Source organism: Pseudomonas triticifolii, from assembly GCF_014358015.1.
Lineage (GTDB): Bacteria > Pseudomonadota > Gammaproteobacteria > Pseudomonadales > Pseudomonadaceae > Aquipseudomonas > Aquipseudomonas triticifolii.
Genome location: NZ_JACONV010000002.1, coordinates 553858 through 578032 on the forward strand (window position 1 = coordinate 553858; position 24175 = coordinate 578032).

General features: G+C 59.4%; 22 protein-coding genes and 1 riboswitch. Of the genes, 11 read left to right on the top strand and 11 right to left on the bottom strand.

Features of this window, described 5'->3' with window-relative positions; genetic code table 11:
• The first annotated feature begins 10 nt into the window (after window positions 1-10).
• A complete protein-coding gene (rutF, locus tag H8S56_RS07255) occupies window positions 11-544 on the top strand; it encodes an NADH-dependent FMN reductase RutF (protein WP_187518244.1) in 534 nt (177 codons plus the stop codon).
• Between the two features lie 301 nt (window positions 545-845).
• Window positions 846-2030, top strand: coding sequence for an HD-GYP domain-containing protein (locus H8S56_RS07260; RefSeq protein ID WP_187518245.1), 1185 nt, complete (start codon window positions 846-848; stop codon window positions 2028-2030).
• A gap of 11 nt (window positions 2031-2041) precedes the next feature.
• Here the strand turns inward: H8S56_RS07260 and H8S56_RS07265 are convergent, their stop codons facing one another.
• The 5 genes from H8S56_RS07265 to H8S56_RS07285 all read right to left on the bottom strand — a co-directional run bounded on the left by H8S56_RS07265 (window position 2042) and on the right by H8S56_RS07285 (window position 11172).
• On the bottom strand, window positions 2042-4774 hold the full coding sequence (locus tag H8S56_RS07265) for a LuxR C-terminal-related transcriptional regulator (protein WP_187518246.1): 2733 nt from the start codon (window positions 4772-4774) through the stop codon (window positions 2042-2044).
• A gap of 219 nt (window positions 4775-4993) precedes the next feature.
• Window positions 4994-6358: a DUF1329 domain-containing protein gene (locus H8S56_RS07270; RefSeq protein ID WP_024684794.1), complete on the bottom strand. Its 1365-nt coding sequence runs from the start codon at window positions 6356-6358 to the stop codon at window positions 4994-4996.
• 30 nt (window positions 6359-6388) lie between these two features.
• The gene (locus tag H8S56_RS07275; RefSeq protein WP_187518247.1) at window positions 6389-8326 is read right to left on the bottom strand and encodes a DUF1302 domain-containing protein; all 1938 of its coding nucleotides are present in this window, start codon (window positions 8324-8326) and stop codon (window positions 6389-6391) included.
• 364 nt (window positions 8327-8690) lie between these two features.
• Window positions 8691-10373: a fatty acid--CoA ligase gene (locus H8S56_RS07280; RefSeq protein ID WP_024684796.1), complete on the bottom strand. Its 1683-nt coding sequence runs from the start codon at window positions 10371-10373 to the stop codon at window positions 8691-8693.
• Between the two features lie 169 nt (window positions 10374-10542).
• Complete coding sequence (locus H8S56_RS07285) at window positions 10543-11172, bottom strand: LysE family translocator (protein WP_024684797.1); 630 nt, start codon at window positions 11170-11172, stop codon at window positions 10543-10545.
• An 86-nt stretch (window positions 11173-11258) separates the two neighbouring features.
• Here H8S56_RS07285 and H8S56_RS07290 point away from each other — a divergent pair, with 86 nt between their 5' ends.
• The 3 genes from H8S56_RS07290 to H8S56_RS07300 all read left to right on the top strand — a co-directional run bounded on the left by H8S56_RS07290 (window position 11259) and on the right by H8S56_RS07300 (window position 14338).
• Entirely contained in the window at window positions 11259-12227 is a 969-nt protein-coding gene (locus tag H8S56_RS07290) for a 2-hydroxyacid dehydrogenase (RefSeq protein WP_187518248.1), read from the top strand.
• Window positions 12228-12508: 281 nt separating this feature from the next.
• Window positions 12509-13507 (top strand): class I SAM-dependent methyltransferase, encoded by a 999-nt coding sequence (locus H8S56_RS07295; RefSeq protein WP_187518249.1) that lies wholly within the window; start codon window positions 12509-12511, stop codon window positions 13505-13507.
• 38 nt (window positions 13508-13545) lie between these two features.
• A riboswitch (yybP-ykoY riboswitch) is annotated at window positions 13546-13684 on the top strand.
• Window positions 13685-13753: 69 nt separating this feature from the next.
• Window positions 13754-14338 carry a TMEM165/GDT1 family protein gene (locus H8S56_RS07300; protein WP_024686017.1) on the top strand — a complete coding sequence of 195 codons (585 nt, stop codon included), beginning with the start codon at window positions 13754-13756 and terminating at the stop codon, window positions 14336-14338.
• Window positions 14339-14396: 58 nt separating this feature from the next.
• On the opposite strand, the gene H8S56_RS07305 is transcribed toward H8S56_RS07300, so the two are convergent.
• The 4 genes from H8S56_RS07305 to H8S56_RS07320 all read right to left on the bottom strand — a co-directional run bounded on the left by H8S56_RS07305 (window position 14397) and on the right by H8S56_RS07320 (window position 16480).
• Window positions 14397-15215 carry a M48 family metallopeptidase gene (locus H8S56_RS07305; RefSeq protein WP_187518250.1) on the bottom strand — a complete coding sequence of 273 codons (819 nt, stop codon included), beginning with the start codon at window positions 15213-15215 and terminating at the stop codon, window positions 14397-14399.
• A 157-nt stretch (window positions 15216-15372) separates the two neighbouring features.
• On the bottom strand, window positions 15373-16002 hold the full coding sequence (locus H8S56_RS07310; protein ID WP_024686020.1) for an SOS response-associated peptidase: 630 nt from the start codon (window positions 16000-16002) through the stop codon (window positions 15373-15375).
• A 32-nt stretch (window positions 16003-16034) separates the two neighbouring features.
• Window positions 16035-16298, bottom strand: a complete 264-nt coding sequence (locus tag H8S56_RS07315) for a putative signal transducing protein (protein ID WP_024686021.1) — start codon at window positions 16296-16298, stop codon at window positions 16035-16037.
• Complete coding sequence (locus tag H8S56_RS07320) at window positions 16298-16480, bottom strand: CPXCG motif-containing cysteine-rich protein (RefSeq protein WP_024686022.1); 183 nt, start codon at window positions 16478-16480, stop codon at window positions 16298-16300. Before H8S56_RS07320 ends, H8S56_RS07315 begins: the two co-directional genes overlap by 1 nt.
• Window positions 16481-16585: 105 nt before the next feature.
• Between H8S56_RS07320 and H8S56_RS07325 the strand changes: the two genes are divergently transcribed.
• Both H8S56_RS07325 and H8S56_RS07330 read left to right on the top strand, forming a co-directional pair.
• Window positions 16586-17749 carry a 1-acyl-sn-glycerol-3-phosphate acyltransferase gene (locus tag H8S56_RS07325; protein WP_032622618.1) on the top strand — a complete coding sequence of 388 codons (1164 nt, stop codon included), beginning with the start codon at window positions 16586-16588 and terminating at the stop codon, window positions 17747-17749.
• A gap of 158 nt (window positions 17750-17907) precedes the next feature.
• Entirely contained in the window at window positions 17908-18114 is a 207-nt protein-coding gene (locus H8S56_RS07330; RefSeq protein ID WP_073172411.1) for a hypothetical protein, read from the top strand.
• Window positions 18115-18187: 73 nt separating this feature from the next.
• Here the strand turns inward: H8S56_RS07330 and H8S56_RS07335 are convergent, their stop codons facing one another.
• A complete protein-coding gene (locus H8S56_RS07335; RefSeq protein WP_024686025.1) occupies window positions 18188-18772 on the bottom strand; it encodes a YajG family lipoprotein in 585 nt (194 codons plus the stop codon).
• Window positions 18773-18976: 204 nt separating this feature from the next.
• On the opposite strand from H8S56_RS07335, the gene H8S56_RS07340 reads away from it, so the two are divergent.
• The gene (locus tag H8S56_RS07340) at window positions 18977-19210 is read left to right on the top strand and encodes a hypothetical protein (protein ID WP_187518251.1); all 234 of its coding nucleotides are present in this window, start codon (window positions 18977-18979) and stop codon (window positions 19208-19210) included.
• A 724-nt stretch (window positions 19211-19934) separates the two neighbouring features.
• Window positions 19935-21443: a malate dehydrogenase (quinone) gene (gene mqo, locus H8S56_RS07345; protein ID WP_187518252.1), complete on the top strand. Its 1509-nt coding sequence runs from the start codon at window positions 19935-19937 to the stop codon at window positions 21441-21443.
• A 94-nt stretch (window positions 21444-21537) separates the two neighbouring features.
• Here the strand turns inward: mqo and H8S56_RS07350 are convergent, their stop codons facing one another.
• Complete coding sequence (locus H8S56_RS07350) at window positions 21538-22434, bottom strand: homocysteine S-methyltransferase family protein (protein WP_187518253.1); 897 nt, start codon at window positions 22432-22434, stop codon at window positions 21538-21540.
• A 110-nt stretch (window positions 22435-22544) separates the two neighbouring features.
• On the opposite strand from H8S56_RS07350, the gene H8S56_RS07355 reads away from it, so the two are divergent.
• Together H8S56_RS07355 and H8S56_RS07360 are read left to right on the top strand one after the other, a co-directional pair.
• Window positions 22545-23366, top strand: a complete 822-nt coding sequence (locus tag H8S56_RS07355; protein ID WP_024686029.1) for an ABC transporter substrate-binding protein — start codon at window positions 22545-22547, stop codon at window positions 23364-23366.
• The coding region (locus H8S56_RS07360; RefSeq protein WP_187518254.1) for an amino acid ABC transporter permease at window positions 23363-24175 on the top strand (813 nt) is incomplete at its 3' end. The genes H8S56_RS07355 and H8S56_RS07360, both read left to right, overlap by 4 nt.

The following is a 24175-nucleotide window of genomic DNA, read 5'->3' on the forward strand; positions in this document are numbered from 1 at the left end:
GACCGTTGCCATGCAAACTCAATCAGAGATACGCCCAGCCGACGCCACTGCCGTCACCCAGATTCAGTTTCGCGACGCCATGTCCAGCCTCGCTGCCGCAGTCAACGTCATCACCACCGACGGCCCGCATGGTCGCGCCGGGTTCACGGCGACGGCCGTCTGCAGCGTGACCGATCAGCCGCCGACCCTGCTGGTCTGCATCAATCGCAGTGCCTCGGTGTATGACGCTTTTGTCGGCAACGGCACACTGTGTGTCAACACGCTGGGTCATGACCAGCAAGCGCTTTCCAACCTGTTCGGCGGCAAGACCTCGCAAGCGGAGCGCTTTGCAGGCGGCCAATGGCTGGAAGGACTGACCGGGGCTCCCTTGCTCGACGGAGCCAAGCTGGCACTGGATTGCCGCATCAGCCAGTCAGTGAGTGTCGGCACCCACGACATTCTGCTCTGCGAAGTGCAGGACATCCGGCATGAAAGCGAATCGGATGCGCTGGTGTATTTCGGCCGTCGCTATCATCCGTTGCCTGGTCTGCTGCCGACTTCCTGACAGAAGAACGGCCCAAACTTTCACTGGCAACTCTGAAACAGCGATTGAATGTTTTAATCGAGTGATCGACGCATTCAACACAAATAACATGACTTATTGATTAAGGCGGAAAAAGCTAAAGAACCCTTTATGACGGCTGACAAATACATGAGATTTTTTCTTTACCTGATGCTTATACTGGCATTATGAGATCAGGATGATCCTTGTCGTCTAAAGAGGTGAAATCATGTCGATCCACAGTTCTGGCGCTGCCACTTTTCCTGGCCCTTCCACCAGTCACCCGACATTCGGGTGACTGAACATGCTGAAAAAAATTCTTGTTTCCGAGCTCTCCCTGGGCATGCACATCCACAAGTTCTGTCGCCCATGGAACAGCGATCCCTTCTGGATCACCCACGTCGAAACCATTCTGCGCGATGCCGAGGTGCTCAAGCGCATTCAGGCGTCCGATACCCTGGAAGTCTGGATCGATACGCATCTGGGCGCAGACAGTACGGCAGCACTCGCCCAGGCTTCGTCTGAAAGCGATACCGCGGCAGTAAGCCTTGAAAAAGAGGTCGAGCGCGCCAAGGCCATCTGCGGTCGTGCCCAGGACGTGGTCATGACCATGTTCAACGAGGCCCGCATGGGTCAGGCCATGAAGATGGATAACGTGCAGGTGATAGTCGAGGAAATCTCCAACTCGATCCTGCGCCATCCGCACGCGCTGATCAGCCTGTCGCGTCTGAAGACGTCGGATGAATACACCTACATGCACTCGGTCGCCGTCTGCGCATTGATGGTGGCACTGGCCAGAAGGATGGGCATGGAGGATGAGCAGATTCGCGAAGCGGGCGTCGCTGGCCTGATGCACGATGTCGGCAAAATGATGATCGCGCCGGAAGTCCTCAATAAACCCAGCAGGCTGACCACCGAAGAATTCGACCTGATGAAGACCCACCCTGAACAGGGTCTGAAAATTCTTGAAGAGAATATGCCCGTCGCCGCCGCGGTCATGGACGTTTGCCTGCATCACCACGAAAAGTTCGACGGTTCCGGCTACCCTCACGGCCTGCTGGGCTCAGACATCAGCCTCTTCGCCAGAATGAGCGCGGTGTGCGATGTGTACGATGCAATCACATCCGACCGCCCGTACAAAAAGGGCTGGGGCGTTGCCCATTCGATTCGTGAAATGGCGTCCTGGAAAGGCCACTTCGATGAGCGGGTATTCCAGAGCTTCGTCAAGACCGTGGGCATCTACCCGTTAGGCGCGCTGGTGCGACTCGAGAGCGGAAATCTGGGCGTGGTGGTCGAGCAGAGCGAGACGTCACTGCTGCGTCCCAAAGTGAAGGTATTCATGTCGGCGCGAAACCGAAAAGCCTTCCCGCCCCGAATCGTTGACCTTGCCAGCGAAACGGACCGGGACGCGATCGTGAAAATCGAACTGCCGGAGGATTGGGGTCTGGAGAACGTGGATCACTTGTGGTCGCAAGGCAAGCCGGACTGAATCGGCTCCCGCTACCCCAGCAGCCCTAACGCCTTGGCGCGGGCCACGGCCTGGGTTCGACGCTCGACGCCCAGCTTGCTGTTGATATGACTGGCGTGGGTCTTGACCGTGTGCAGCGAGATGAACAACTGCTCGCTGATTTCCTGATTCGAGCAACCTTGCGCAATCAGATGCAGCACGTCCAGTTCACGCACGCTCAGGCAATCGCCACCCGGCTGAGACTCTGCAATCGCCGGCGCTGAACAGGAAGGCAATTGCTCAAGCAGCGCATTGCGCAGCGGGCACGGCGGCGCAGGCAGTAATTGCTCGCGAAGCCACTGCGCGTGATCGGTGAGCAATGTCCTGAACGGCATCAGCGCTCCACCTGTTGCGGCCTTCATGCTGCGAACGAGCATCCCGCGCGCCTCTTCAAAGCGCCCGGCCGTCAGCATCAGGCCTGTCTGTTGCGTCATTGCGATAACGGCGAGCAACTGGGCACCCACTTCCTGAGCGTGCTGGCCGAGCCGTTGCAGGCGCTGCTCACTGGCAGCGACATCGCCCTGGATACGCTCCAGCAAGGCGCGCTGCAACTCGATGTGCTGAGACAACTGGGGATGACATTCAGGTGCCGCAGCGGCCAGATCGCCACGGTAGGTCTGGGTCAGGCGCAACAACCAGCCTTCGGCCAGATCGACACGCCCCTGCGCCAGCCAAAGCTCGCATTTGACCAGAGTAATCATCGCAAGGTAATAAATCGGCGGGACGTCCCAGATATGCATCAACCTTTCGGCCTCTGCCAGCTCCGCGAACGCTTCGGCAAAGCGCCCGGCACAGCCTTCCATGGTGGCGATCACACAATGCCCGATCAACACACTGATGTCGCGGCAGGCGCGCGCCTCGGCAAGTCCGGCCAGCAATTTCACACGTCCTGCATCGACCTGCATGCGCATGCTCAGCAGGTAGCCTTCATACAACGTCAGACGCGCGCGGACGGCATAGAGCCTTGACGCGGAAAGTCCCTTGAGGCGTTGCAGGCCCTGGCGTACCTCGTCCAGCGCACGAAGAATCTCGCCGCGAGCCTGCAGCGCTCTGGCACGGTCGTAATGCGCCAGAGCTTCGAACAACGGATTGGCGACCCGTTGCGCCAGTTCGAGCGCATCACGATTCAACGCGCGGGCGCGCCACAGATCGCCCTGGGCAATGGCCAGGTTGGCCAGCGTGGAGAGACACACCAGGCGCTGGCCGTAGCGTTTTTCCGGCAGGCTGAGCAGGGCTTCACTGCAATAACTCAGGGTCTTGGCACTGTCGCCCCGGCCGCGGGCGATGATGCCACTCAACGCCAGCCATTGGGCAAGCATGGACTTTTGCGCGGTGGCCGAGGGGGCGGGTAAAAACCGGCTCAACTTGTCGGCCAGTTCTTCGGCAGCATCCAGCTGGCAGGCCAGCCCCAATGCCCAGGCGTACAGCACGATCAATCGAGGCGTGCTAGTCAGCAGGCTGTCAGGCAAGTCCATCTTCCAGCGCAGCAGCATGCCGACATTCTGCTCGGCCAGCAGTTGTTCTTCGGAGAGGTTTTGCACCAGGTTGGCCGCGACATCCAGATCCCCGGCGCGCAGGGCCTGTTCGACCGCTTCGTCGAGCAGGCCCTGATCACTGAACCAACGGCAGGCGTTCAAGTGCAGGCGCGTCTGTTGCGGCCTGCTGGCCTGACGCGCGCGCAGCAGGTCCGAAAAGAGATGGTGGTAGCGAAACCAGTGACCCTGTTCGTCCAGTGGCACCAGAAACACCTGATGGGCCTGCAGATAGCGCAGCATGTCGGCGCTGTCGTGGGTGTCCCGGGCCGCGTCGCACAAGGAACTGCAAAAACGCTCGAGACAGGCCGTTTCGTAGAGAAACGCCTGAGCCTCGGCAGGCAGACAGTCAATGACTTCCTCAAGCAGGTATTCGCGAATCAGCACCTCGCTCCCGTGCAAGGATTGCGGCAAGGCGTGTTCATCCCCTGCTTCGGCAGCTGCCAACAACCAGAAACGCAACCCCGCGACCCAGCCTTCACTGCGCTGAATCAGCCGTTGCAGTGCTTCGTTATCAAGCGAGCGACTATGCCGATCCAGCAGGGCCATGGATTCGGCCTGCGTGAGCCGCAGGTCCTGTTCGTTGATTTCAAGAAGCTGGCGAGACAGGCGCAAGCGCGCCAGATGCCAGTCGGGACGCTGGCGACTGGTGACCATCACCACCAGACCGACAGGCAGATGGTTAAGAAAGAACTGCAGACAACGGTCAAGAACCGAACCCTGGGCCAGATGGTAATCGTCAAGCACCAGCAGTAGCGGTCGACTCAGCATCAGGTGCACGGCCAACTCATCCAGTAACCCGTCCAGCCACTGTTCGAACGCGAAAGGTTGATGGCGCTGACGCATTTTCAGCAGCCCCATCGCCTGAGTACCCAATTGCGGAAAAAACTGCTGAAGCCCGGTCAGCAGACGCTCCAGAAAACGTCCGGGGTCGCTGTCTCGCGAACTCAGCCCCAGCCATACGCTCTGCCATTGGTCTGGCAAGGCCTGACAGAACTCGACCGCCAGCGAGCTCTTGCCAAACCCAGCAGGCGCGCAGACCAGCAGCAGCCGTCCAGCCAACCCTTCGTTGAGACGCTGGCAAAGACGCGGCCTGAACACGTAGCCATCGGGCAGCGGTGGTCGAAAGAATCGCCCTTCCAACGCAGGAATCGCGCTGCCTGCGAACCCTTGCATGCGGGACAGATCAGTCATGGCCGGCTCTTGTATGAATCAGTTTTTTCGGCGTAACGGTGCTCGGAGACTAGCGGGTTAGTGGCGCGTTTTGAAGGCCATCACTGAAAAGACTGTAACAAAATTCCTACAGCTTATAAGGCAGACGCCTGACGCAAAAAAGCCCCGCAAGCGGGGCTTTGATGCTCAAGCGTTGATGCAGACGCGCTTCATGTATCCCGAAGCGCTAAAGACGGCGGCTTAGCGAACGCCTTCCTGACGCAGCGCGTTGGGTGTGAAGTCGCTGGTTCCTGAAGTAAAACCGAACTCGTAGGCCCGCTTCTCTTCGTTCTTCATGCCCAGTGCAACGTAACGGCCCGATTGCAGGTCGTACAGCGTTTCGATGGCGTACCACGGCACTTGCTTGTCGTAGTAGTTCTCGGAATGCGCTTCAGCGACACGCCACAGTTGGCCACGACCGTCATAGTGATCGATGACTGCGGCCTGCCAGGTGTCTTCGTCGATGAAGAAGTCACGCTTGGCATAGATGTGACGCTGACCCTCTTTCAACGTGGCCGTCACGTGCCAGACACGACGCAGCTCGTAACGGGTCAGGTCCTGATTGATGTGACCGGCCTTGATGATGTCGGCGTATTTGAGCGTCGGATCGTCCAGCTTGTGGCTGTTGGAAGCGATGTACATTTCCTGTTTGCCGATCAGTTTCCAGTCGTAGCGATCCGGAGCGCCGTTGTACATGTCCAGGTTGTCGGACGTACGCAGGCCGTCCGATGCAGTGCCGGGACCGTCATACGACACTTGAGGCGCACGACGCACACGGCGCTGACCGGCGTTGTACAGCCACGCCGAGCGCGGCTCCTTCACCTGATCGAGGGTTTCGTGTACCAGCAGCACACCGCCGGCCAGACGCGCCGGGGCAGTCACTTCCTGCTTGAAGTAGAACAGCACGTTACCCGGATTCTTCGGATCGAAGTCGCGCATCTTGTCGCGGAACACGAACTGGTCAGCGAAGTACACCAGGCTGTAGGAGCCATTTGCCTGTGGCGTGGCCTGGGTGACCAGACGCTTCACGCTGCCGCCACGGTAACGGGTGATGTGGTTCCAGATGACTTCCACACCATTGGACGGGATCGGGAACGGAATGGCGGTATCGAAATTCTCCAGACCGCTGCCACCGCCAACCAGCTTGGTGGTGGTGGCGTTCCTCTTGATGGCCGCATACACGTCATCCGGCACGGTCGCGCCACGGTGCGTCGGGTACACCGGGATCCTGTAGCTGTCCGGGTAACGCTTGAACATCGCGTATTGGCCAGGCGCCAGCTTGTCCTTGTACTGCTCGACGTTGGCGGCCGTGATGATGAACAACGGTTTTTCACTGGCGTATGGATTGGCCAGGAAGCCCTTGCTGTCGACGGCACCCGCGTTTTTCGGCATTGGCGACCAGGCAGAAATCGTGTTCGCCGCGTTACCCGCCTTTTCTGCCCCCATCGGCGTTAACGATGCCCCCAGTTTGGCCGCCTCGGATTCAGACACCGCCGCCATGACGCTGGTCGCCAGCAACGACACGCCCAACAGACCGGCTTGCAACAGACCTTTTGTTATTTTCATTCTCATAATCATCCCGAAAAAACCGTGTTCTTAGAAGTTCATGCCGAAGCTGAGCGCGACGAAATCGCGGTCATCCACCGTGGTGTACTTCCCATCGAAGAAGTTGGTGTAGGAAAGGCCTGCGGTATAGGTGTTCTGGTATTCGGCATCCAGACCGAGGCTGACAGCCTTGCGACCTTCCTCGAAGTTGCCACCAGGACCCGGCGAGTAGCCTTTGACGTCATGCGACCAGGCCACGCTTGGGCGAAGGTTCACACCCGCGAAAAAGCTGTTGTAGTCCCAGATGGCGCGCGCGCGGTAACCCCAGGAGTTGGCGGTGGTGAAGCCGTCGTTCTCACAATAACGGGTCAGGTTGTTCTGATCAGCACCGGTCAGGGTGCCAGCGTTCAGCGCTGCGCACTGACCATTTGGCAACGGGCCTGGTCCGTAGACCGGGTCGCGGCCATAGCGGATCTTCGAGGTGCTTTCCAGGCCGCCCACGTGGGTAAAGCCGACTTCGCCGACCAGGGTCAGACGCTCGGCGCCCATGACCTGATCGAAGAACTGGGTGAACGTGGTCTGCAGCTGGGTGATTTCCTTGCGGCGATAGCCCGGCTGATCGGTGTTGGGCTGTCCTCTCAGCAGTGAAACGTCGGAGTTGAGCGGCGAAATACCCGAATACAGGATGTCGGTGGTGTTGACCTGAACCGGTGCGTTCGGACGGTAGCTGATCTCGCCACTCCACGCAGTGCCGGTAGGCAAGGTTGTGGAGAAGCTCAGGCCATAGAGACGGATGTCTTCAGGGTATTCGACGTAGTAACTGGAGTTACCGGCGACCACGACAGGCAGCAAGGTCGGCGCCAGCGCAGTGGCAGTCGCTTGTGGAAGGCCGTTACGGACCAGAGACCCCACAAGCCCCGCAGGACTGAACGAAGCCGCCGAGCCGCCACGACCGCTGAAGATCGGTGCACGGCTGTGGTAATTCATCATGTACGCGCCGAATTCGGTGTCCAGCGGCTCAAAGTTATAGCGCAACGCGAAACCGAACTGGCCGCTGTCACGTGCATCACGGTCAGGACCGCGACGTACGATTGCGCCCTCGTCAGGGTTGCCGAACACCACGCCTTGCTGGCTCAGCGAATTGAAGATCGCACCGCGTGCGCCGGCAGGCAGACCCGCGGCGGTCAATGAGCTGTTCAGACCACTGCGGCTGCGCAGTACCGCAAGGTTGTTGTTGCAACCGTCGGAAATCACATCAGGTTGCGAGAAGAAGGTGCCGCAGTTGTCGGTGACCGTCTGGTCCCATTCCAGCTGGTAGAAGCCTTCGGCAGACAGGTTGTCGGTCAGGCTTTGCGACAGGTAGAACATGTTGACGGGAATCAGGCCTTCCTTGATTTCCGAGCCAGGACGGCGGAACGCCGAAACGTCGATCGGGTTGACGCTGTTGATACCGCCGCCGATGAAGGTACTTTCACCCCAACTGATGACCTGTTTACCGAACCGCACGGCACCAGGCTGATCAGCGATCGAATAGTTGTGGTACACGAACGCGTCGAGCAACTGGAACCCGGACGACTTGGCGCCCTCCTTGCGGTTCGAGTCGCTGATGTCTTTGAACTCGCGGCCTTCGTCCTTGAGTTCGAAGTCATACCAGTATTTGCCACGCACAAACACACCGGTATCACCGTATTTCAATTCCAGGTCATGGATGCCCTTGAATATCTTCGAAAACGTTTCCCCACGCTTGAAGTTCAAGTGGCCGTCGTCGGATGTCTGAGACAGTCCGCGCCCGCCGTTGTTGGCGCCGATCAGGTTCTTGTTGGCGTTTTCGGTGGACCAGCTGGCACCGACCGAAAGCGAGGAATCGAAGCTGCCTTCGATTTCACCGATATTGAACGAGACGCCGAAAGCAGGGCCGGCGAGCGAAGAGGCAAGGCTGACGGCCAGGGGCAATTTCGCCCGGCGCCAGAAGGGGTTGGTTGTTGTCATCGACGCTACTCCATGTGCTTTTATTGTTATGGCAGTGGGAATTTTCAGAAAAACGACTCAGCCGTCGAATCAAATACTGACTGTCAACACTCATCAGGCAGCCTGGATGGCTACAACACAAAGTGTCATTTCGCTCTCGCACATTCCCTATGCCGACTATATCCAGCGGGCGCTGATACCAGATCCCTCTAAAGTGTGATTTGCAGCATCAACGCCTCTGGCCCGCCTGTTCCCGAGAGGTCGCTCGACAGGCCTGGAGGGGAGAATGGCTCAAAATCAGAATTTGGCAAGGCGCAGGGCCAGCCTGGCGACGTAAGCACCTGCCGTGCGGCTCGCAACGGCAGGCGCAACCCTCGCAAAAGAGTCAGAGCGTCGAGAGAAAAGTGCTGTTACTGGTTTGCCACTCGACAATATCCAGACGCATGCGCTTTTTATCGAGCTTGCCGACACTGGTCTTGGGAATTTCAGTAACAAGCGCGATCTGGCTGGGAATGGCCCACTTGTTGATGTGACCTTGCTCGACAAAAGGCTTGAGGTGTTCCTTGAGGATTCGGGCATCGAGCTGATGACCGTCGTGCACCACCAGCAATGCGAAAGGCCGCTCGCCCCACTGCGGATCAGGGATACCGACCACGGCCACCTCGCGCACTGCCGGATGCCGGCTGCACAGATCTTCAAGCTCGAGCGACGACACCCATTCACCGCCGGTCTTGATCACGTCCTTGATGCGGTCTCGAATGTCGATGAAGCCCATGCCATCCAGCGTGGCAACGTCCCCCGTATGCATCCAGCCGCCCGCCCACAACTGGGCGCCCTTCTCAGGTTCGCGGTAGTAACTCTCGCTCAGCCAGGGTGCACGCAGCACCAGTTCACCCTGGGTCTCGCCATCGGCCGGCAGGAAGTTGCCCTGCTCGTCGACAATCGCGGCGTCCACCAGCATGCCTGGCACACCGGCCTTGATGCGATAGGTGATGCGCTCGTCCTCGCTGCCCGCCTTGAGTTCTTCGTTGATGTGCGCGACGGAAATCAGCGGCCCGGTCTCGGACATGCCATAGGCTGCTGTGAGCTGAATCCCTTTCGCCTTGGCGGCCTTGTACAGCGTGCGCGTGAGCGAACTGCCGCCGATGATGATTTTCCAGCCGCCGAAGTCCGCATCCTGTGCGCCCTTGGCATTGAGCAGCATCTGCATGATGGTCGGTACGCAGTGGGAGAACGTGACCTTTTCCTTGCGCCACAGCTCGACCAGTAGCTCGGGCTCGTAACGACCGGGATAGACCTGTTTGAGCCCCAACATGGTCGCCGCGTAAGGAATCCCCCACGCATGCACATGGAACATCGGGGTGATGGGCATGTAGACGTCATCGGTGCCCAACAGGCGCACGCTGTCGATGCAACCCATGATGGTCGCCACGCCCAGGGTATGCAGAACCAGTTGCCGATGCGTGAAATACACGCCTTTCGGATTGCCCGTGGTGCCGGTGGTGTAAAACGTGGTGGCGACGGAGTTTTCGTCGAAATCCTCGAACGCGTACTCCGGACTGGCCGCCGCCAGTAATGTTTCATACTCGCCAACCAGGTTGGGCAGGTCAGCGGTCTTTTCCGGCAGATCGGTCAGCAGTACGGTCTTTTCGACCGTGGTCAGATGCCCGGCAATAGCCTGGTACAGGCCTGCGAATTCGCTATTGACCAGCACGACGCGATCGTCGGCATGGTTGATGGTGTAAGCGATCTGCTCAGGCGAGAGGCGCACATTGACCGTGTGGACCACAGCGCCAATCATCGGAATCGCGAACATGCATTCCAGGTAACGATGGCTGTCCCAGTCCATGACCGCAACCGTGTCTCCGGCCTTGACCCCGGCTGCGGTCAGCACATTGGCAAGACGGCAAATGCGTTCGTTCAGTTCCACGTAGGTATACCGGGCCAAATCCCGGTAGACGATTTCACGCGTTTTTTCGTAGCGGCTGCCGGACATCAGAAGCCGTTTGATCAACAGAGGGTACTGATAAGCGCCATCGGCTGGCGCAAGAACGCGAGTCTGTAACATATGAGTCCCTTTCCAAAGTTTACAGGCCAAGCCTGAAATATGGACTCTAGAGCCCTGCCTCGCCAGCCAAATCAGCCGAAGGGATGATTTGGCGACCAGTGAGCGAAGAGACGAACCGGCGATTCAAGGGACCATTACAGATTCATGTGTCAGTTTTGTGCACCGAACATCAACGCACTTCGGTCAGCGCAAGCTTGATGCCCAGAGCGATCAACACCCCACCCATCGCCCGGTCGAACCAGTGGCCCATGCGCGCAAAACCGGCGCGCACGCGTGCCTGGCTGAACAGCCGGGCCACCAGACAGAACCAGACGGCCGTGGCGACAGCCAGGTAAACGCCGTACCCACCCTGCACCAGCAATGGGGTATGCGGGTTGATCACCACCGTAAACAGCGACAGGAAAAACAACGTCGCCTTGGGATTCAGGCCGTTGGTAACGAACCCGCTCACATAGGCGCCACGCGCCGTACGCTCGCCAGCGACGGTCTTGACGACGTCATCCGCGGCACTGGACGGCTTGGCGCGCAGGGCCTTGAAGCCGATGTAGAGCAGGTAGGCCGCCGCCGCCCATTTCAGCGCATTGAACAGCACGATGGATTGAGAAACGATGATTCCGATGCCCAGTAGCGAATAACCCACATGCACGAAAATCGCCGAGCCGACGCCCAGCGCCGCCCATGTCCCCGCCTTGCGGCCATGGGTAACACTCTCGCGCACCACAACGGCAAAATCAGGGCCGGGGCTTGCGACAGCCAGCAAATGGATCAATGCGACAGTCAGAAATTCTGGCCAGTACATGACGGGTCTCCTGGAATGTTGTCGAGCCTGAGCTCTGATAGGCTGGTCACACTACGCTTTCCAACTCCCCGGCAAAAGGTACAGCTATGAGCAAACCCGGCAGAGCAGTTTTCCTCGACCATACGTCTCTGGATCTGGGCGATCTGGATCTCGGGGCCCTGCGTGAACGTTTTGGCGAACTGGTGCTGCACGCCAGCACAGGACCTGAGCAAGTGGTCGAGCGTCTGAAAGGTGCTCAGGTTGCTATCAGCAACAAAGTCTTGATCGATGCCAGCACGTTCGCAGCATGTCCCGACTTGGAGCTGGTTCTAGTGACGGCGACAGGGACTAACAATGTCGACCTGGCGGCGGCTCGCGAACATGGCGTGACCGTGTGCAACTGCCAGGGCTACGGAACGCCTTCCGTGGCTCAGCACACACTCCTTTTGCTGCTGGCGCTCGCCACTCGCCTGCCGGACTATCAGCAAGCCGTGCATCAAGGGCTGTGGCAGCAATCTAAACAGTTCTGCCTGCTGGATTTCCCCATTGTCGAACTTGAAGGCAAGACTCTGGGCCTGCTGGGTCATGGCGAACTGGGCGGCGCGGTTGCGAAGCTGGCGCAGGCATTTGGTATGCGTGTGTTGTCGGGACAGATTCCTGGCAGGCCTGCACGCCCGGATCGCCTGCCACTGGAAGAACTGCTGCCGCAGGTCGATGCACTGACCCTGCACTGCCCGCTCAACGAGAACACCCGCGACATGATCGGCGCTCATGAGCTGAGCCTGATGAAGCCCCATGCACTCATCGTCAACACCGCCCGCGGCGGGCTGATCAATGAGCAGGCCCTGTCCGACGCGCTGCGTAACGGGCATCTGGGCGGCGCAGCGTCAGATGTGCTGAGTGTCGAGCCTCCAGTAGCAGGCAATCCTCTGCTGGCAGACGACATCCCGCGCCTGATCATCACCCCGCACAGCGCATGGGGCGCGAAGGAAGCCCGCCAGCGCATCGTCAGCCAGGTCACCGAAAACGCCCAGGCATTTTTCGCCGGTGCGCCAGTCCGGGTTGTGAGCGGGTGATATCGACCGCTCCCTTCGCGGACGAGTCCGCTCCTACTCGTGGGAGTGGACTTGTCGACGAAGACTGACTTCCAGACGCCACATCTTCGGCTGACTGTACCGCCCCCTTCGCGGACAAGTCCGCTCCTGCTCGTGGGAGTGGACTTGTCCACGAAGACTGACTTCCAGACGCCACATCTTTGACTGAATGTACCGCCCCCTTCGCGAGCGATACGGTTTCTCAAGCGCCCTGCGTAAGCGACTAATCCTGTTAAACTGCGCGCTTTTTCAGGAGCCATTCCATGGACCCGCGCAGTGAAGTGTTACTCCGTCAGGCCGAGCTGTTTCAAGGCTCGCTGCTGTTGGCCGGTTTGCCTGCCGACGACCTGCTCGGAAAACTGCCGCAAGCCCGTGGCTGGTGCTGGCATGCCGGTGACCAGTCGGCGCTGGAGGCGCGCTTCGAGGGGCGTACTCACTTTGGCGTTGAGGCACCAGAACAGCCATTCGACGCCGCCGTGCTGTTCCTGCCCAAGGCCCGCGACCTGACCGACTACCTGCTTAACGCGCTGGCCTCGCGCCTGCAAGGCCGAGAGCTGTTTCTGGTCGGCGAAAAACGCGGCGGTATCGAAGCCGCTGCCCGGCAATTGAGCCCGTTCGGCCGCGCACGCAAGCTCGACAGCGCACGTCACTGCCAACTGTGGCAGGTCACGGTCGAAAACGCCCCACAGGCAGTCAGCCTGGAAAGCCTTGCCAAGCCTTATCAGATCGACCTGCAGGACGGTCCGCTGACCGTCATCAGCCTGCCGGGTGTATTCAGCCATGGCCGCCTCGATCGCGGCTCGGCGCTGCTGCTGGACAATATCGACAAGCTGCCGAGCGGCAATCTGCTCGATTTCGGTTGTGGCGCGGGTGTTCTGGGTGCAGCGGTCAAACGTCGCTACCCGCATAACGAGGTGGTGATGCTGGATGTGGATGCATTCGCCACGGCCAGTTCTCGCCTGACGCTGGCCGCCAATGGCCTGGAAGCACAGGTATTGACGGGTGACGGCATCGACGCCGCGCCGATGGGTTTGAACACGATTTTGAGCAATCCGCCGTTTCATGTCGGGGTTCACACAGATTACATGGCGACAGAAAACCTGCTACGAAAAGCACGCCAACATCTGAAATCAGGCGGCGAACTGCGCCTGGTGGCCAATAACTTCCTGCGTTATCAACCGCTCATCGAAGAGCATGTGGGCGCTTGCGAAGTCCGTGCCCAGGGCAATGGCTTCAAGATCTACAGCGCCAAACGTTCTTGAAATAAGAGCTTGCCGAAAGGATTTTGCGAAGGCAGAATCCGCTCCGTCCTAGGGGAGTAGTCTCCCACGAGCCCCGCGCTCGTCCGGCACGTATCAACATACTTGGTCCTCAGACCATGGTACGTGCGACCCGGAATCCGCTCAGACGGATCGGTGGTTTGACAAGACCTATGACACGCACACCTTACCCGGGGCGGGAAGGCTGTACGTGTCATAGCCGTGTCGACCCGCCCCTTAGGAAACCTGATGCTGGAATCTTTTCTCATCCCTACTGCAGTCGTTGCGCTCGCCGAAATCGGTGACAAGACGCAGTTGCTCGCGCTCATCCTCGCCGCACGCTTTCGCAAGCCCTGGCCCATCATCGCCGGTATCGTTGCCGCGACCCTGGCCAACCATGCCGCGGCCGGTGCAGTAGGCGCCTGGGTCAGCAACTTCCTTTCCGATGCGGTTTTGCACTGGATTCTGGCTGCCAGCTTCACCGCCACGGCGCTCTGGACCCTGGTGCCCGACAAGATGGACGATGACGAAGCCAGCACGGCACGCAAATTCGGTCCGTTCATGACCACCCTCATCACCTTCTTCATCGCGGAAATCGGCGACAAGACGCAAATCGCGACCGTCATGCTGGCGGCGCAGTATTCCTACCTGTGGCTGGTGATTCTCGGCACCACGGTCGGCATGCTGATCGCCAACGTGCCGGTGGTACTGGCGGGTAATTTCGCGGCCGAAAAACTGCCGCTGACGATGATTCGTCGACTGGCCGCGTGTGCGTTCTTCGTGCTGGCACTGGTAGCGGTGTACAAGGCCATGCAGGTCAGCGGCTGGGTCTGACCGCAGCCTGTCAGGCGCGTTGCGAGGCCTTACGCTTCGCCCCGCGCCTTCGCACTCATCAGGACTTGGGCGCGCTCTGATACAGCGGCATCACCTTGGGAATGGCAGCCTGCAAGGAGGCAATCCGGTTTTGCGATGCCGGGTGCGTGCTCATGAACTCGGGCTGCGAACCACCGGCGTTCTGCGTCATTTTCTGCCACAGGGTGATCACCGCGTTAGGGTTGTAACCGGCGCGTGCGGCGAGCTCCAGACCCAGCAGGTCTGCTTCGTTTTCGTTGCTGCGGCTGTTGGGCAGAGTCAGGCTGTAGTTGACCACTGTGTCGGCCAGCGCCAGGCTGTCCTGCCCCATACCGAGCAAGGCACCTGCGCCCTGCTTGGCCATAGACACACCATACGCCTTGGACATCGCTTCACGCCCATGCTCACGCAAGGCGTGTGCGATTTCGTGGCCCATGACCGCAGCAATTTCGTCGTCGGTCAGCTTCAGGGTATCGATCAGGCCTGTGTACACAATGATCTTGCCGCCAGGGCCGCAGTTGGCGTTCAAATCATCGCTCTTGATCAGATTCACTTCCCATTGCCACTGGGCAGAATCGGGGCGCAGCTTCGGAGCCTGTGCTATCAGTCGTTTGGCAATCGCATTGACGCGTTTGGCCTCCGCGCTGGTGGTGTCCAGCACCCCCTTGCTGCTCGCCTCGCCAACGGTCTGCTGGTATGACTGCGCGTACATTTTGTTCACTTCATCCGTGGAGAGCATGCTGAACATGTACTGCTTGCGCTCGACCCCGACGGAATCGCCAGAGGTCGTGTTGACGGCCTGACACCCGCCGAGCAATAACGCTGCGCTCAAGGCACATAGGGCAAATGACTGACGCATAAGACTTCTCCTTGTTGATGAGGCGGTCATCCTAGGACGTGAATACGTCCAGCGCCAGATACCAGCCAATTGCCATGTTGGTACGTTGCAGCAGCAATTGGTTCCCTCTGCATGTCAGCTGTGTATCAGAAGGGTGTCGGCCTCCCTACCTGTCTTGTCAACTCAACGGCGTCAGGCACTCGGGCGCGTTGAGTTTCGGGTCGTTGACCAGATTGGCCAGCGGACGCTCGCGCAGTGCGATCTGCGGCGCTGCGAGCAAGGCTTGCAGTGTGTGGAGCGGCGTGTCGGCAGCCAGCCAGGCTTTCTGCCCTTCGGCATCGAGAATCAGCGGACGACGCTGGGTCGCTGCCGCCTGAGTGACCACCGCCACGCTTAGATAGGTGTGCCCCTGAACCGGGTATGCTTCCCATATGGCGGCGAAAAACAACGCAGCCCCCTCGCCCGGCGTGAGCCAGAACGGACGTTTGCGTGAGGTGCCGCGCCACTCGTAAAAGCCATTGGCGGGAAGCAGGCAGCGACGTTTGAGAAACGCCTCGCGGAACATGGGTTGTTCGGCCACGGTTTCAGCCCTGGCGTGGGCCGGCGTGCGGGAAAGATCCGTGAGCCATGCCGGTGTCAGTCCCCAGCGGGCCCGTACCAGCTCGACGTCGCCGTCGCCCTCGGCGGCGCGCATGATCAACACCCAGTCGGCCGGAGAAATATTCCATTGGGCCTGCTGGTCGGTCGGAAAACCGGGCAGGGCCGCAAACGCGGGGGTCCAGCGAAACAGGGCATAACGTCCACACATGAGGGGTAATCGGACTCTTTAAATGAAGGCGTTCAACACACCAGTACATCGGGAAAACTGTCCGGCTCATCGCCACCGGGCAACGGCGAGGCTGCATTGTACGCAGTGATCAGTTCGCGTGCGCGCTCAACCTTGTCGTCCTCGACGGTGATCCAGAGCAGACCGAAGACCGGCAATTCGCCCATGCCGCCGAGCAGATCACGCCCTGCCAGGTGCGCTTCGATGCCTTCGCTGGCCAGCATGCCTTGCAGCAGCTCACCTTCCATAAGGTTTTCCGGCTCGTAGATTCTCTGCATCACTCGTTCTCGGTGCGTACATCCAGCGTCCATTGCTCGCCGTCGGTCTGGAGGTCGAATACGATCGGGCGGCAGCAGACCTGACAGTCTTCAATGTACTGTTGATCACCGCCGGAGAGATCCACCAATGTTTCCACGGCCTCACCGCAGTAAGGGCAGTCGTAACTCTGTAATTCCTGCATCGCGGTCTCCGGGATCAGTTGTGCGTATAATTGCGCCATTCTTCGAAGGTTGTCGTGACAAACCTGCCTTCTTTTTACCCTATCCGATTCAAACAAGAGAGCATGATGGGCGAATTCGATGCCATCCGACCTTACAACGATTCAGAAGTGCCGGCCGTTCTGGCGCGGTTGCTGAGCGATAAAGCCTTTCTCGCGATCCTGACCAAATTCCGTTTTCCACGTCTGGCACCCGCATTCGGCTGGTTTCTGCAACCGACCCTGGCGCGCAAGCTGCGCCGCGAATTCGCAGGCATCGACTCGGTCGCCACCTTGCAGGACAAGGTCGAGTACTACGTCGACCACACCATCGAGCGCGCCACTGACGGCGTCACGTATACCGGTGTCGAGCAGCTCAAGTCCGGCTGCGCCTATCTGTTTCTGGCCAACCACCGCGATATCGTGATGGACCCCGCGTTCGTCAACTACGCCGTGTACCACGCAGGCCTGCCTACACCACGCATTGCGATTGGCGATAACCTGCTGCAGAAGCCCTTCGTCAGCGACCTGATGCGCCTGAACAAGAGCTTCATCGTGCACCGCTCGATCATAGGGCGTCGCGAGAAGATGGCGGCGTATCAACTGCTGTCGGCGTACATCAACCACTCGATCACCCAGGATTGCCAGTCGATCTGGATCGCCCAGGCAGAAGGTCGCGCCAAGGACGGGGATGATCGTACCGAGTCAGCAATCCTCAAGATGTTTCACATGAGCCGCAAGGAAGAACCCTTCGGTGACGTGATCCGCTCGCTGAACCTGATTCCGGTGTCGATCAGCTACGAATACGATCCGTGCGACCACGCCAAGGCCCGCGAGCTATACATCCGCGCCACTACGGGCTCTTACACCAAGACGCCGGGCGAGGACGACGTGAGCATTGCGCTGGGCATCACCGGCTATAAAGGTCGCGTTCACGTGAACTTCGCGCCACCGATCACCGAACATTTCGAAGACACCAAGCAACTGGCCATCGAGATGGATCGGCAGATTCTTGGCGGCTATCGCCTGTTCCCGGTGCATTACCTGGCTTACGCGCAATGGGCCGACGCCGACCCAAGCCTGAACGTGCCACTGGCTGCCGACCTGTTCCCGGCCGACGAGCTCAATCGCGCCAGGGATGAATGGGAAAGCAGGCTCGCTGGCGCACCCGCCGAGCACCGGCCTTATCTGGTGCAACAGTACGCGACGCCGGTGCGCAATCAGTATCGGGTAAAAGCCGGTCTGGCGTTGTAAGCGTGAACGGCTGATCGTGCCCATCGCTCATGCGCAGGCACGATCCAGCCACGACTCATCCTGTAAGAAATTTCCCCGCCGCTGTCACCTAACCGTAACGCGCCCTCGGCATTGTGTGGCTCCTCAAGAAACGGACTTCCTTCCTTTTGGAGCTTGTCATGCTGCATGCAAAAAACCAGGATCGCCTTTATCTGATCGCCCAAAGCGATGAACAGCAGGAGCTGATCGACGCCTTGGCGTTCAACGTTCAGGACCGCCACTGGCTGGTCTACTGCGCCTTGGGCGGCCATGTGCATCACGATCTGCCGGATGTGGATCAGGACACCGGCTTCAGCTTTCTGGGCTTCTATCAGCAGGCAGCCTGACCAGGCCAGCAGTCTGCAGACGTAAAAAAGCCCGGCCCTCTCATCGAGGGCCGGGCTTTTTAGTCAGCGCAGGTTACTGCGACAGGGTCGAACCAATGGTCGGATCCTGGAACACACGGGTCAGTGCATCGCTCAACACGTCACTAACCAGCTTGGTGTTGGTTTCCTGATTCGGCGCCATGCCGAAACGCTGGTCCAGCGACGCAGCGTAACGGCCGCTGTAGTTACGGCCGTTGTTGCGTACATCGGCGCGGAAGGTCGAACTGATGGTGGCTTCAGTCACGTACAGGCCTTCTTTTGGCGACTGATACTTGAGGTCGGCCAGGGTCACGGTCAGTTGAGGTGCGTTGCTGCCACCCTGAGTGGGCGTGAAGCCCAGCAGACGTACAGCGGCTTCCGCCTGAGCCTGCAACTTGGGCACGATGTCGTTGCCGCTGACGCTGATGGCACTCGTTTCAGGGTACATACCGCCACGCGTGCCCAGTGTCGGGCCAGGACGACCGTCTACCACACGCACAACGACCGGCTGACCGCGTCCTACAGGCGCGAGTTGGGCATTGATCTTGGGTTGCGGGCTGAGTTGTTGAGGGCTGTGGGCGCAGCCCACCAGGGTCAAACTGCTTACAGCAAGCAAACCGAACAAAAGGCGACGCAGCATGCTCATCTCTCCATGGGCCAGGCACTAAATGTGCCGCAGTATAGCGGCGTGCAACGCTGGCAAACCAGTATCTACCCACCAGCAAGGCTGGGACCTTCACAAAACCCCGATGGTTCAGCTGCGCGACGTGTAATCAGGGCGTCACAACAAGGCGGCAGACTTGCCCTCATTGCCTCGACGCTCACTCACCCAAGGAGCTGTGCCATGAATCTTTTCTGGTCCCTCTTCACCGCACGTCCCCAGCATCGCCACTACGCGCGTGTTGATCACGCCGGTATCTGCCGCGCGTTCAAGCACTGCGCAGAGCGTCCGTCCGGGCATGAGTGGGTCGAAGTCAACGAACAACGGATCAACTGGCTGAACCAGCCACTGCCCGCAAGTGCACGTGTTGCGCAGCGTGACGTGCGAGCGGCGCGTCGCCAGTTAATCACCGCCTGACCCGATCGCGAATAAAAGTCACTTAAACCGATCAATTTTCGTCGTTTCATCGCTATAATCTCCCCCCGATTATAAGGACGTCTCCTGATCGGGCCTCGCAGCACTGCTAATCGCCGTATTAGCGCCTCCGTTCTGCCCACAGAGAGCCGCCCACACAGGTCATTGCACGCTGGTGTGCTCGATGAACGGTGCAGAATCGCTCGAATCCTATCGAACCTTTCTGGTCTGTCAGCGCCTCACCTTGTATGCACCGACCTGCCAGCGCTGCTACCGCAGCCATTTTTGAGGTTTGGTTCGCGTTTCCAAAAGAACGTGAAAAACGGTTTCACTACTTCACAAGAGTGTGGCGAGCAAATGAATAGGTATGCGTTTGTAAATGCACCATCAGCGTCTGAACCGGCCCTTTTGAACAGGACTGACCGCGACTGCGCCTCCATCACCGGAGCCTGACGATCATCGGCAGGGACCGGTCGCCTGCGTGACCGACACCTTGACGATGGTCGTATGGCCGAGCGGGTTCTAACATGCGTTCATGCCTTACGATGAACCTAGACTGAGCCTGACCGGGACCTGCGCTTGAGATGCGAAAAATTGCGAAGAATCGGACAGGCGATCCTGGCCGGGAAGCGAGTGGCACAACCCAGACCCTTGCCCCGACCTCCCGGCACACAGCCTCAGGATCGTATGCCGTCAATTTGGTGCTGCAGATTTTGGAGACGCGTTAATGGCGCATAACGAAGCAGTCGATGTCGTACTGGTAGGAGCGGGCATCATGAGTGCCACGCTGGCCGTACTGCTCAAAGAGCTCGACCCCGGCCTCAAGCTGGAAGTCGTTGAGCTCATGGACTCCGGTGCTGCAGAGAGTTCCAACCCATGGAACAACGCAGGCACCGGCCATGCCGGCCTGTGCGAACTCAACTACACCCCGCCCGCTGCCGATGGCTCCATCGACATCAAGAAAGCGGTGCACATCAACACCCAGTTCGAAGTCTCGAAGCAGTTTTGGGCTTATCTGGCCCGCAAAGGCACCTTCGGTTCGGCGAAGTCGTTCATCAACCCGGTTCCGCACCTGAGCTTCGTTCAGGGCGAAAAGGGTATCTCTTTCCTCAAGACCCGTTTTGAGGCCATGCGCAAGCACCACGCGTTTTCTTCGATGGAGTACACCGAAGACAAGGCAACGCTTGCCGAGTGGATGCCGCTGATGATGCCGGGCCGTCCGGTCGACGAAAAAATCGCCGCGACGCGCATGATGAACGGCACCGACGTCAACTTTGGCGCGCTGACCCATCAGTTGCTCAAGCACCTGTCCAGCGCCCCTGACGCCCAGGTCAAATACTGCAAGCGTGTAACCGACCTGACCCGCAAGGGCGACGGCTGGACCGTCACCATCAAGGACGTGAACAGCGGCGGCACGCGTCAGATCGACGCCAGATTCGTCTTTCTCGGTGCGGGCGGCGCGGCACTGCCGTTGCTGCAGATGTCCGGTATCGAAGAGAGCAAAGGGTTTGGCGGCTTCCCGGTCAGCGGTCAGTGGCTGCGTTGCGACAACCCGGAAGTGGTCAAGCACCACCAGGCCAAGGTCTACAGCCAGGCTGCAGTGGGTTCGCCGCCGATGTCGGTACCGCACCTTGATACTCGCGTGGTCGATGGCAAGAAATCCCTGCTGTTCGGACCTTACGCCGGTTTCACCACCAAGTTCCTGAAGCACGGCTCGTTCCTGGACCTGCCGCTGTCGGTGCGCGTGGCGAACATCAAGCCAATGCTGGCAGTAGCGCGTGACAACATGGACCTGACCAAGTACCTGGTCAGCGAAGTGATGCAGTCGATGGAGCAGCGTCTTGAGTCGCTGCGGCGCTTCTACCCGGAGGCCAAGGCTGAAGACTGGCGTCTGGAAGTGGCCGGTCAGCGCGTGCAGATCATCAAGAAGGACGCCAAGAAAGGCGGCGTTCTGCAATTCGGCACCGAACTGGTCTCGGCCAAAGACGGCTCGCTCGCGGCATTGCTCGGCGCTTCGCCGGGGGCTTCCGTCACCGTGTCGATCATGCTGGAACTGATCGAGCGCTGCTTCCCGGAAAAAACCCGCACCGAATGGGCCGCCAAGCTCAACGAGATTTTCCCGGCGCGGGAAAAGGCGCTGGAAACTGACGCAGAGCTGTATGAACGCGTCAGCAGCCAGAACGACGAGAACCTGGAACTGGCCGAGAAGACCAATCAGGAACAGAGCTTCGCCTGATCTGATTGCCAGCTGATTCAGCCGTCAACATGAAAAACCCCGTGGACTCGAAAGGGCCACGGGGTTTTTCTTTTCGAGGTTTTAAAGCTGTGGCTTAAAGACTGCGAGACAGAACCGCGATGTGCTCAGGCCCGATGCCGCAGCAGCCGCCGATGTGCGTAGCACCCCGTTTGACCCAGTCTGCCGCCCACTGCTGATAACCCTGCGGATCGAGGTCTTCACGCAGCTCATCCAGCCCGTCGTTGGCCTTGGCATCCTTGGGTTGCGGCGGGAAGGCGTTGGCGTAGGCACCGATGGCGATATCGACGTTCAGCGACTTGAACACGTCGCGGGCAGCATCAATGGCGCCGCCAATCACTTCCGGCTGACTGCAGTTGAACAGCAAGGTGGCGACGCCCATGTCGGCCGCTGCCCGGGCAGCATCCGCCACGGGCTCGCCGGAACGCAGGCGCGGGACCTCGTCGGTGTCTTCGTCCTGCAGCGTGAAGGACAGCCAGAACGGTTTGCCGTCGGCTGGCAGACCCGCGCGGATGGTCTGCGCTTCGAGGATGCAGCTCTGGGTTTCGGCAAGCCAGAGGTCCACATACGGCGTCAGACCGGCGACCAGAGGCTGCAGGATTTCCGCGGCGCGCTCAGGCTTGTACAAGTCAGGACGATAGGAGCCGAACAACGGCGGAATCGAACCGGCTACCCGCGCACGACCACCTGATGCATCGGCAGACGCCCGGGCCAGTTTTCCGGCCAATGCCGCCAGTGCCTGACCCTCTTTGGCAAAACGCTCTTCGCCAATGTGAAACGGCACCACCGCGTAACTGTTACTGGTAATCACCTGAGCGCCGCTATCGATATAAGCGGCGTGCACGTCGCTGACGGCTTCAGGCGCTTCGCTCAAGGCCAGCGCAGACCATTCAGGTTGACGAAATGGCGCGCCGCGACGCTGTAGTTCGCGGCCCATGCCGCCATCAAGAATTACAGTGGTGCCTTGAGTCATAGCTGATCTACTTATATGCATATGAAAAAAACTCATTATGAGTCAGTCTTGTATAACGTATTTAATACGGCACTTTCATCAAACTACAAACACTTTCTCAGGGGACATCTGTGAAACTTAGCGCTTTGCTGGGCATTGGCCTGGTTACTCTGGCGGCCTCCACTCAAGCCTTGGCCGGCGCCACTCTGGACCGCGTGCAGAAGAACAAAGAGCTGGTCAACGTCCTCATGGAAAGTTACCCGCCCTTCTCGTTTCTGAACGACAAGAACGAACTCGACGGCTTCGATGTCGACGTGGCCAAGGCTGTGGCACAGAAGCTGGGCGTCAAGCTGCGCCTGGAAACACCGTCCTGGGATGTGATCGCCGCCGGTCGCTGGAGCGGCCGTTACGACATCTGCGTCTGCTCGATGACCCCGAGCAAAGCCCGTGCTGAAGTCTTCAACTTCCCGGTCGAGTACTACGCATCACCTGCCGTCATCGTGGTCAATGCCAAGGATGACCGCATTCACTCGGCCAAGGACCTGAGCGACAAAAAGGTCGGGCTGACCAGCGCTTCCAGCTATGAAAGTTATCTGAACAAGAACCTGGTGATCGAAGGCGCTGAAGACAAGCCGTTGCAATACCCGTTCGAGAACGTACAGATCGCCCCGTACGACAACGACAACGTGGCCTTCCAGGACCTGGGACTTGGCGCAGGCGTGCGACTGGATGCCGTGCTGACCAACCTGGTGACCGCCAAGCCGCGTCTGGATCAGGACAAACGCTTCAAGCTGGCCGGCGAGTCGCTGTATGAAGAGCCTAACTTCGTCGCCATCGAGAAGAACGATCCTGAGTGGGACGCCAAGGTTCGCGACGTATTCGCCGAGCTGAAAAAGGACGGCACCCTGAGCAAGCTGTCGCAAAAGTGGATCGGCGCCGATATCAGTAAATGACTTCCTTCCCACGTCCACCCGAGCAGGCCGATCAAGGCCTGCTCAAGCGCATCTTCGGTTTCCGCACGCGGCTTTACCTGACCTGGCTGGTCATGTTTGTGCTGTTCGCGGGCTTCTTCCTGAGTTTCGACCTCAAGCTGTCGATCATTCTCGACAAGTTGCCCAACCTGATCGGCCTGCACCTGGCGCCCAACGGCTTCCTGCAGGGCGCGGCGCTGACGCTGTTCGTGTCGTTGTGCTCGATCATCGTGTCGGTGGTGCTGGGCTTCGTTACGGCGCTGGCGCGGCTTTCCAGCAGTGCGGTCGCGTTCGGTATTGCCAGCTTCTACGCGTCGTTCTTTCGCGGCACGCCGCTGCTGATTCAGATCCTGTTGATCTACCTGGGCTTGCCGCAGGTAGGGATCGTGCCGGGCGCGATCATGGCAGGCGTGATTGCCCTGTCGCTGAACTACGGGGCCTACCTGAGCGAAATCTTTCGCGCAGGCATCATCGGTGTTGCGGCCGGACAAAGTGAAGCGGCACTGGCGCTGGGGTTGCGCCCCACCCAGATATTCTGGCGCGTGACCCTGCCTCAGGCGATGCGCACCATCATCCCGCCGACGACCAACCAGTTCATCTCGATGCTCAAGGACTCGTCGCTGATTTCCGTGATGGGGGTCTGGGAAGTGATGTTTCTGGCGCAGTCCTACGGCCGGTCCAGCTATCGCTACATCGAGATGCTGACCACCGCTGCGGTGCTGTACTGGATCATGTCGATCGGGCTGGAGTTGTTGCAGTCCCGGCTGGAACGGCATTACGGCAAGGCGTAC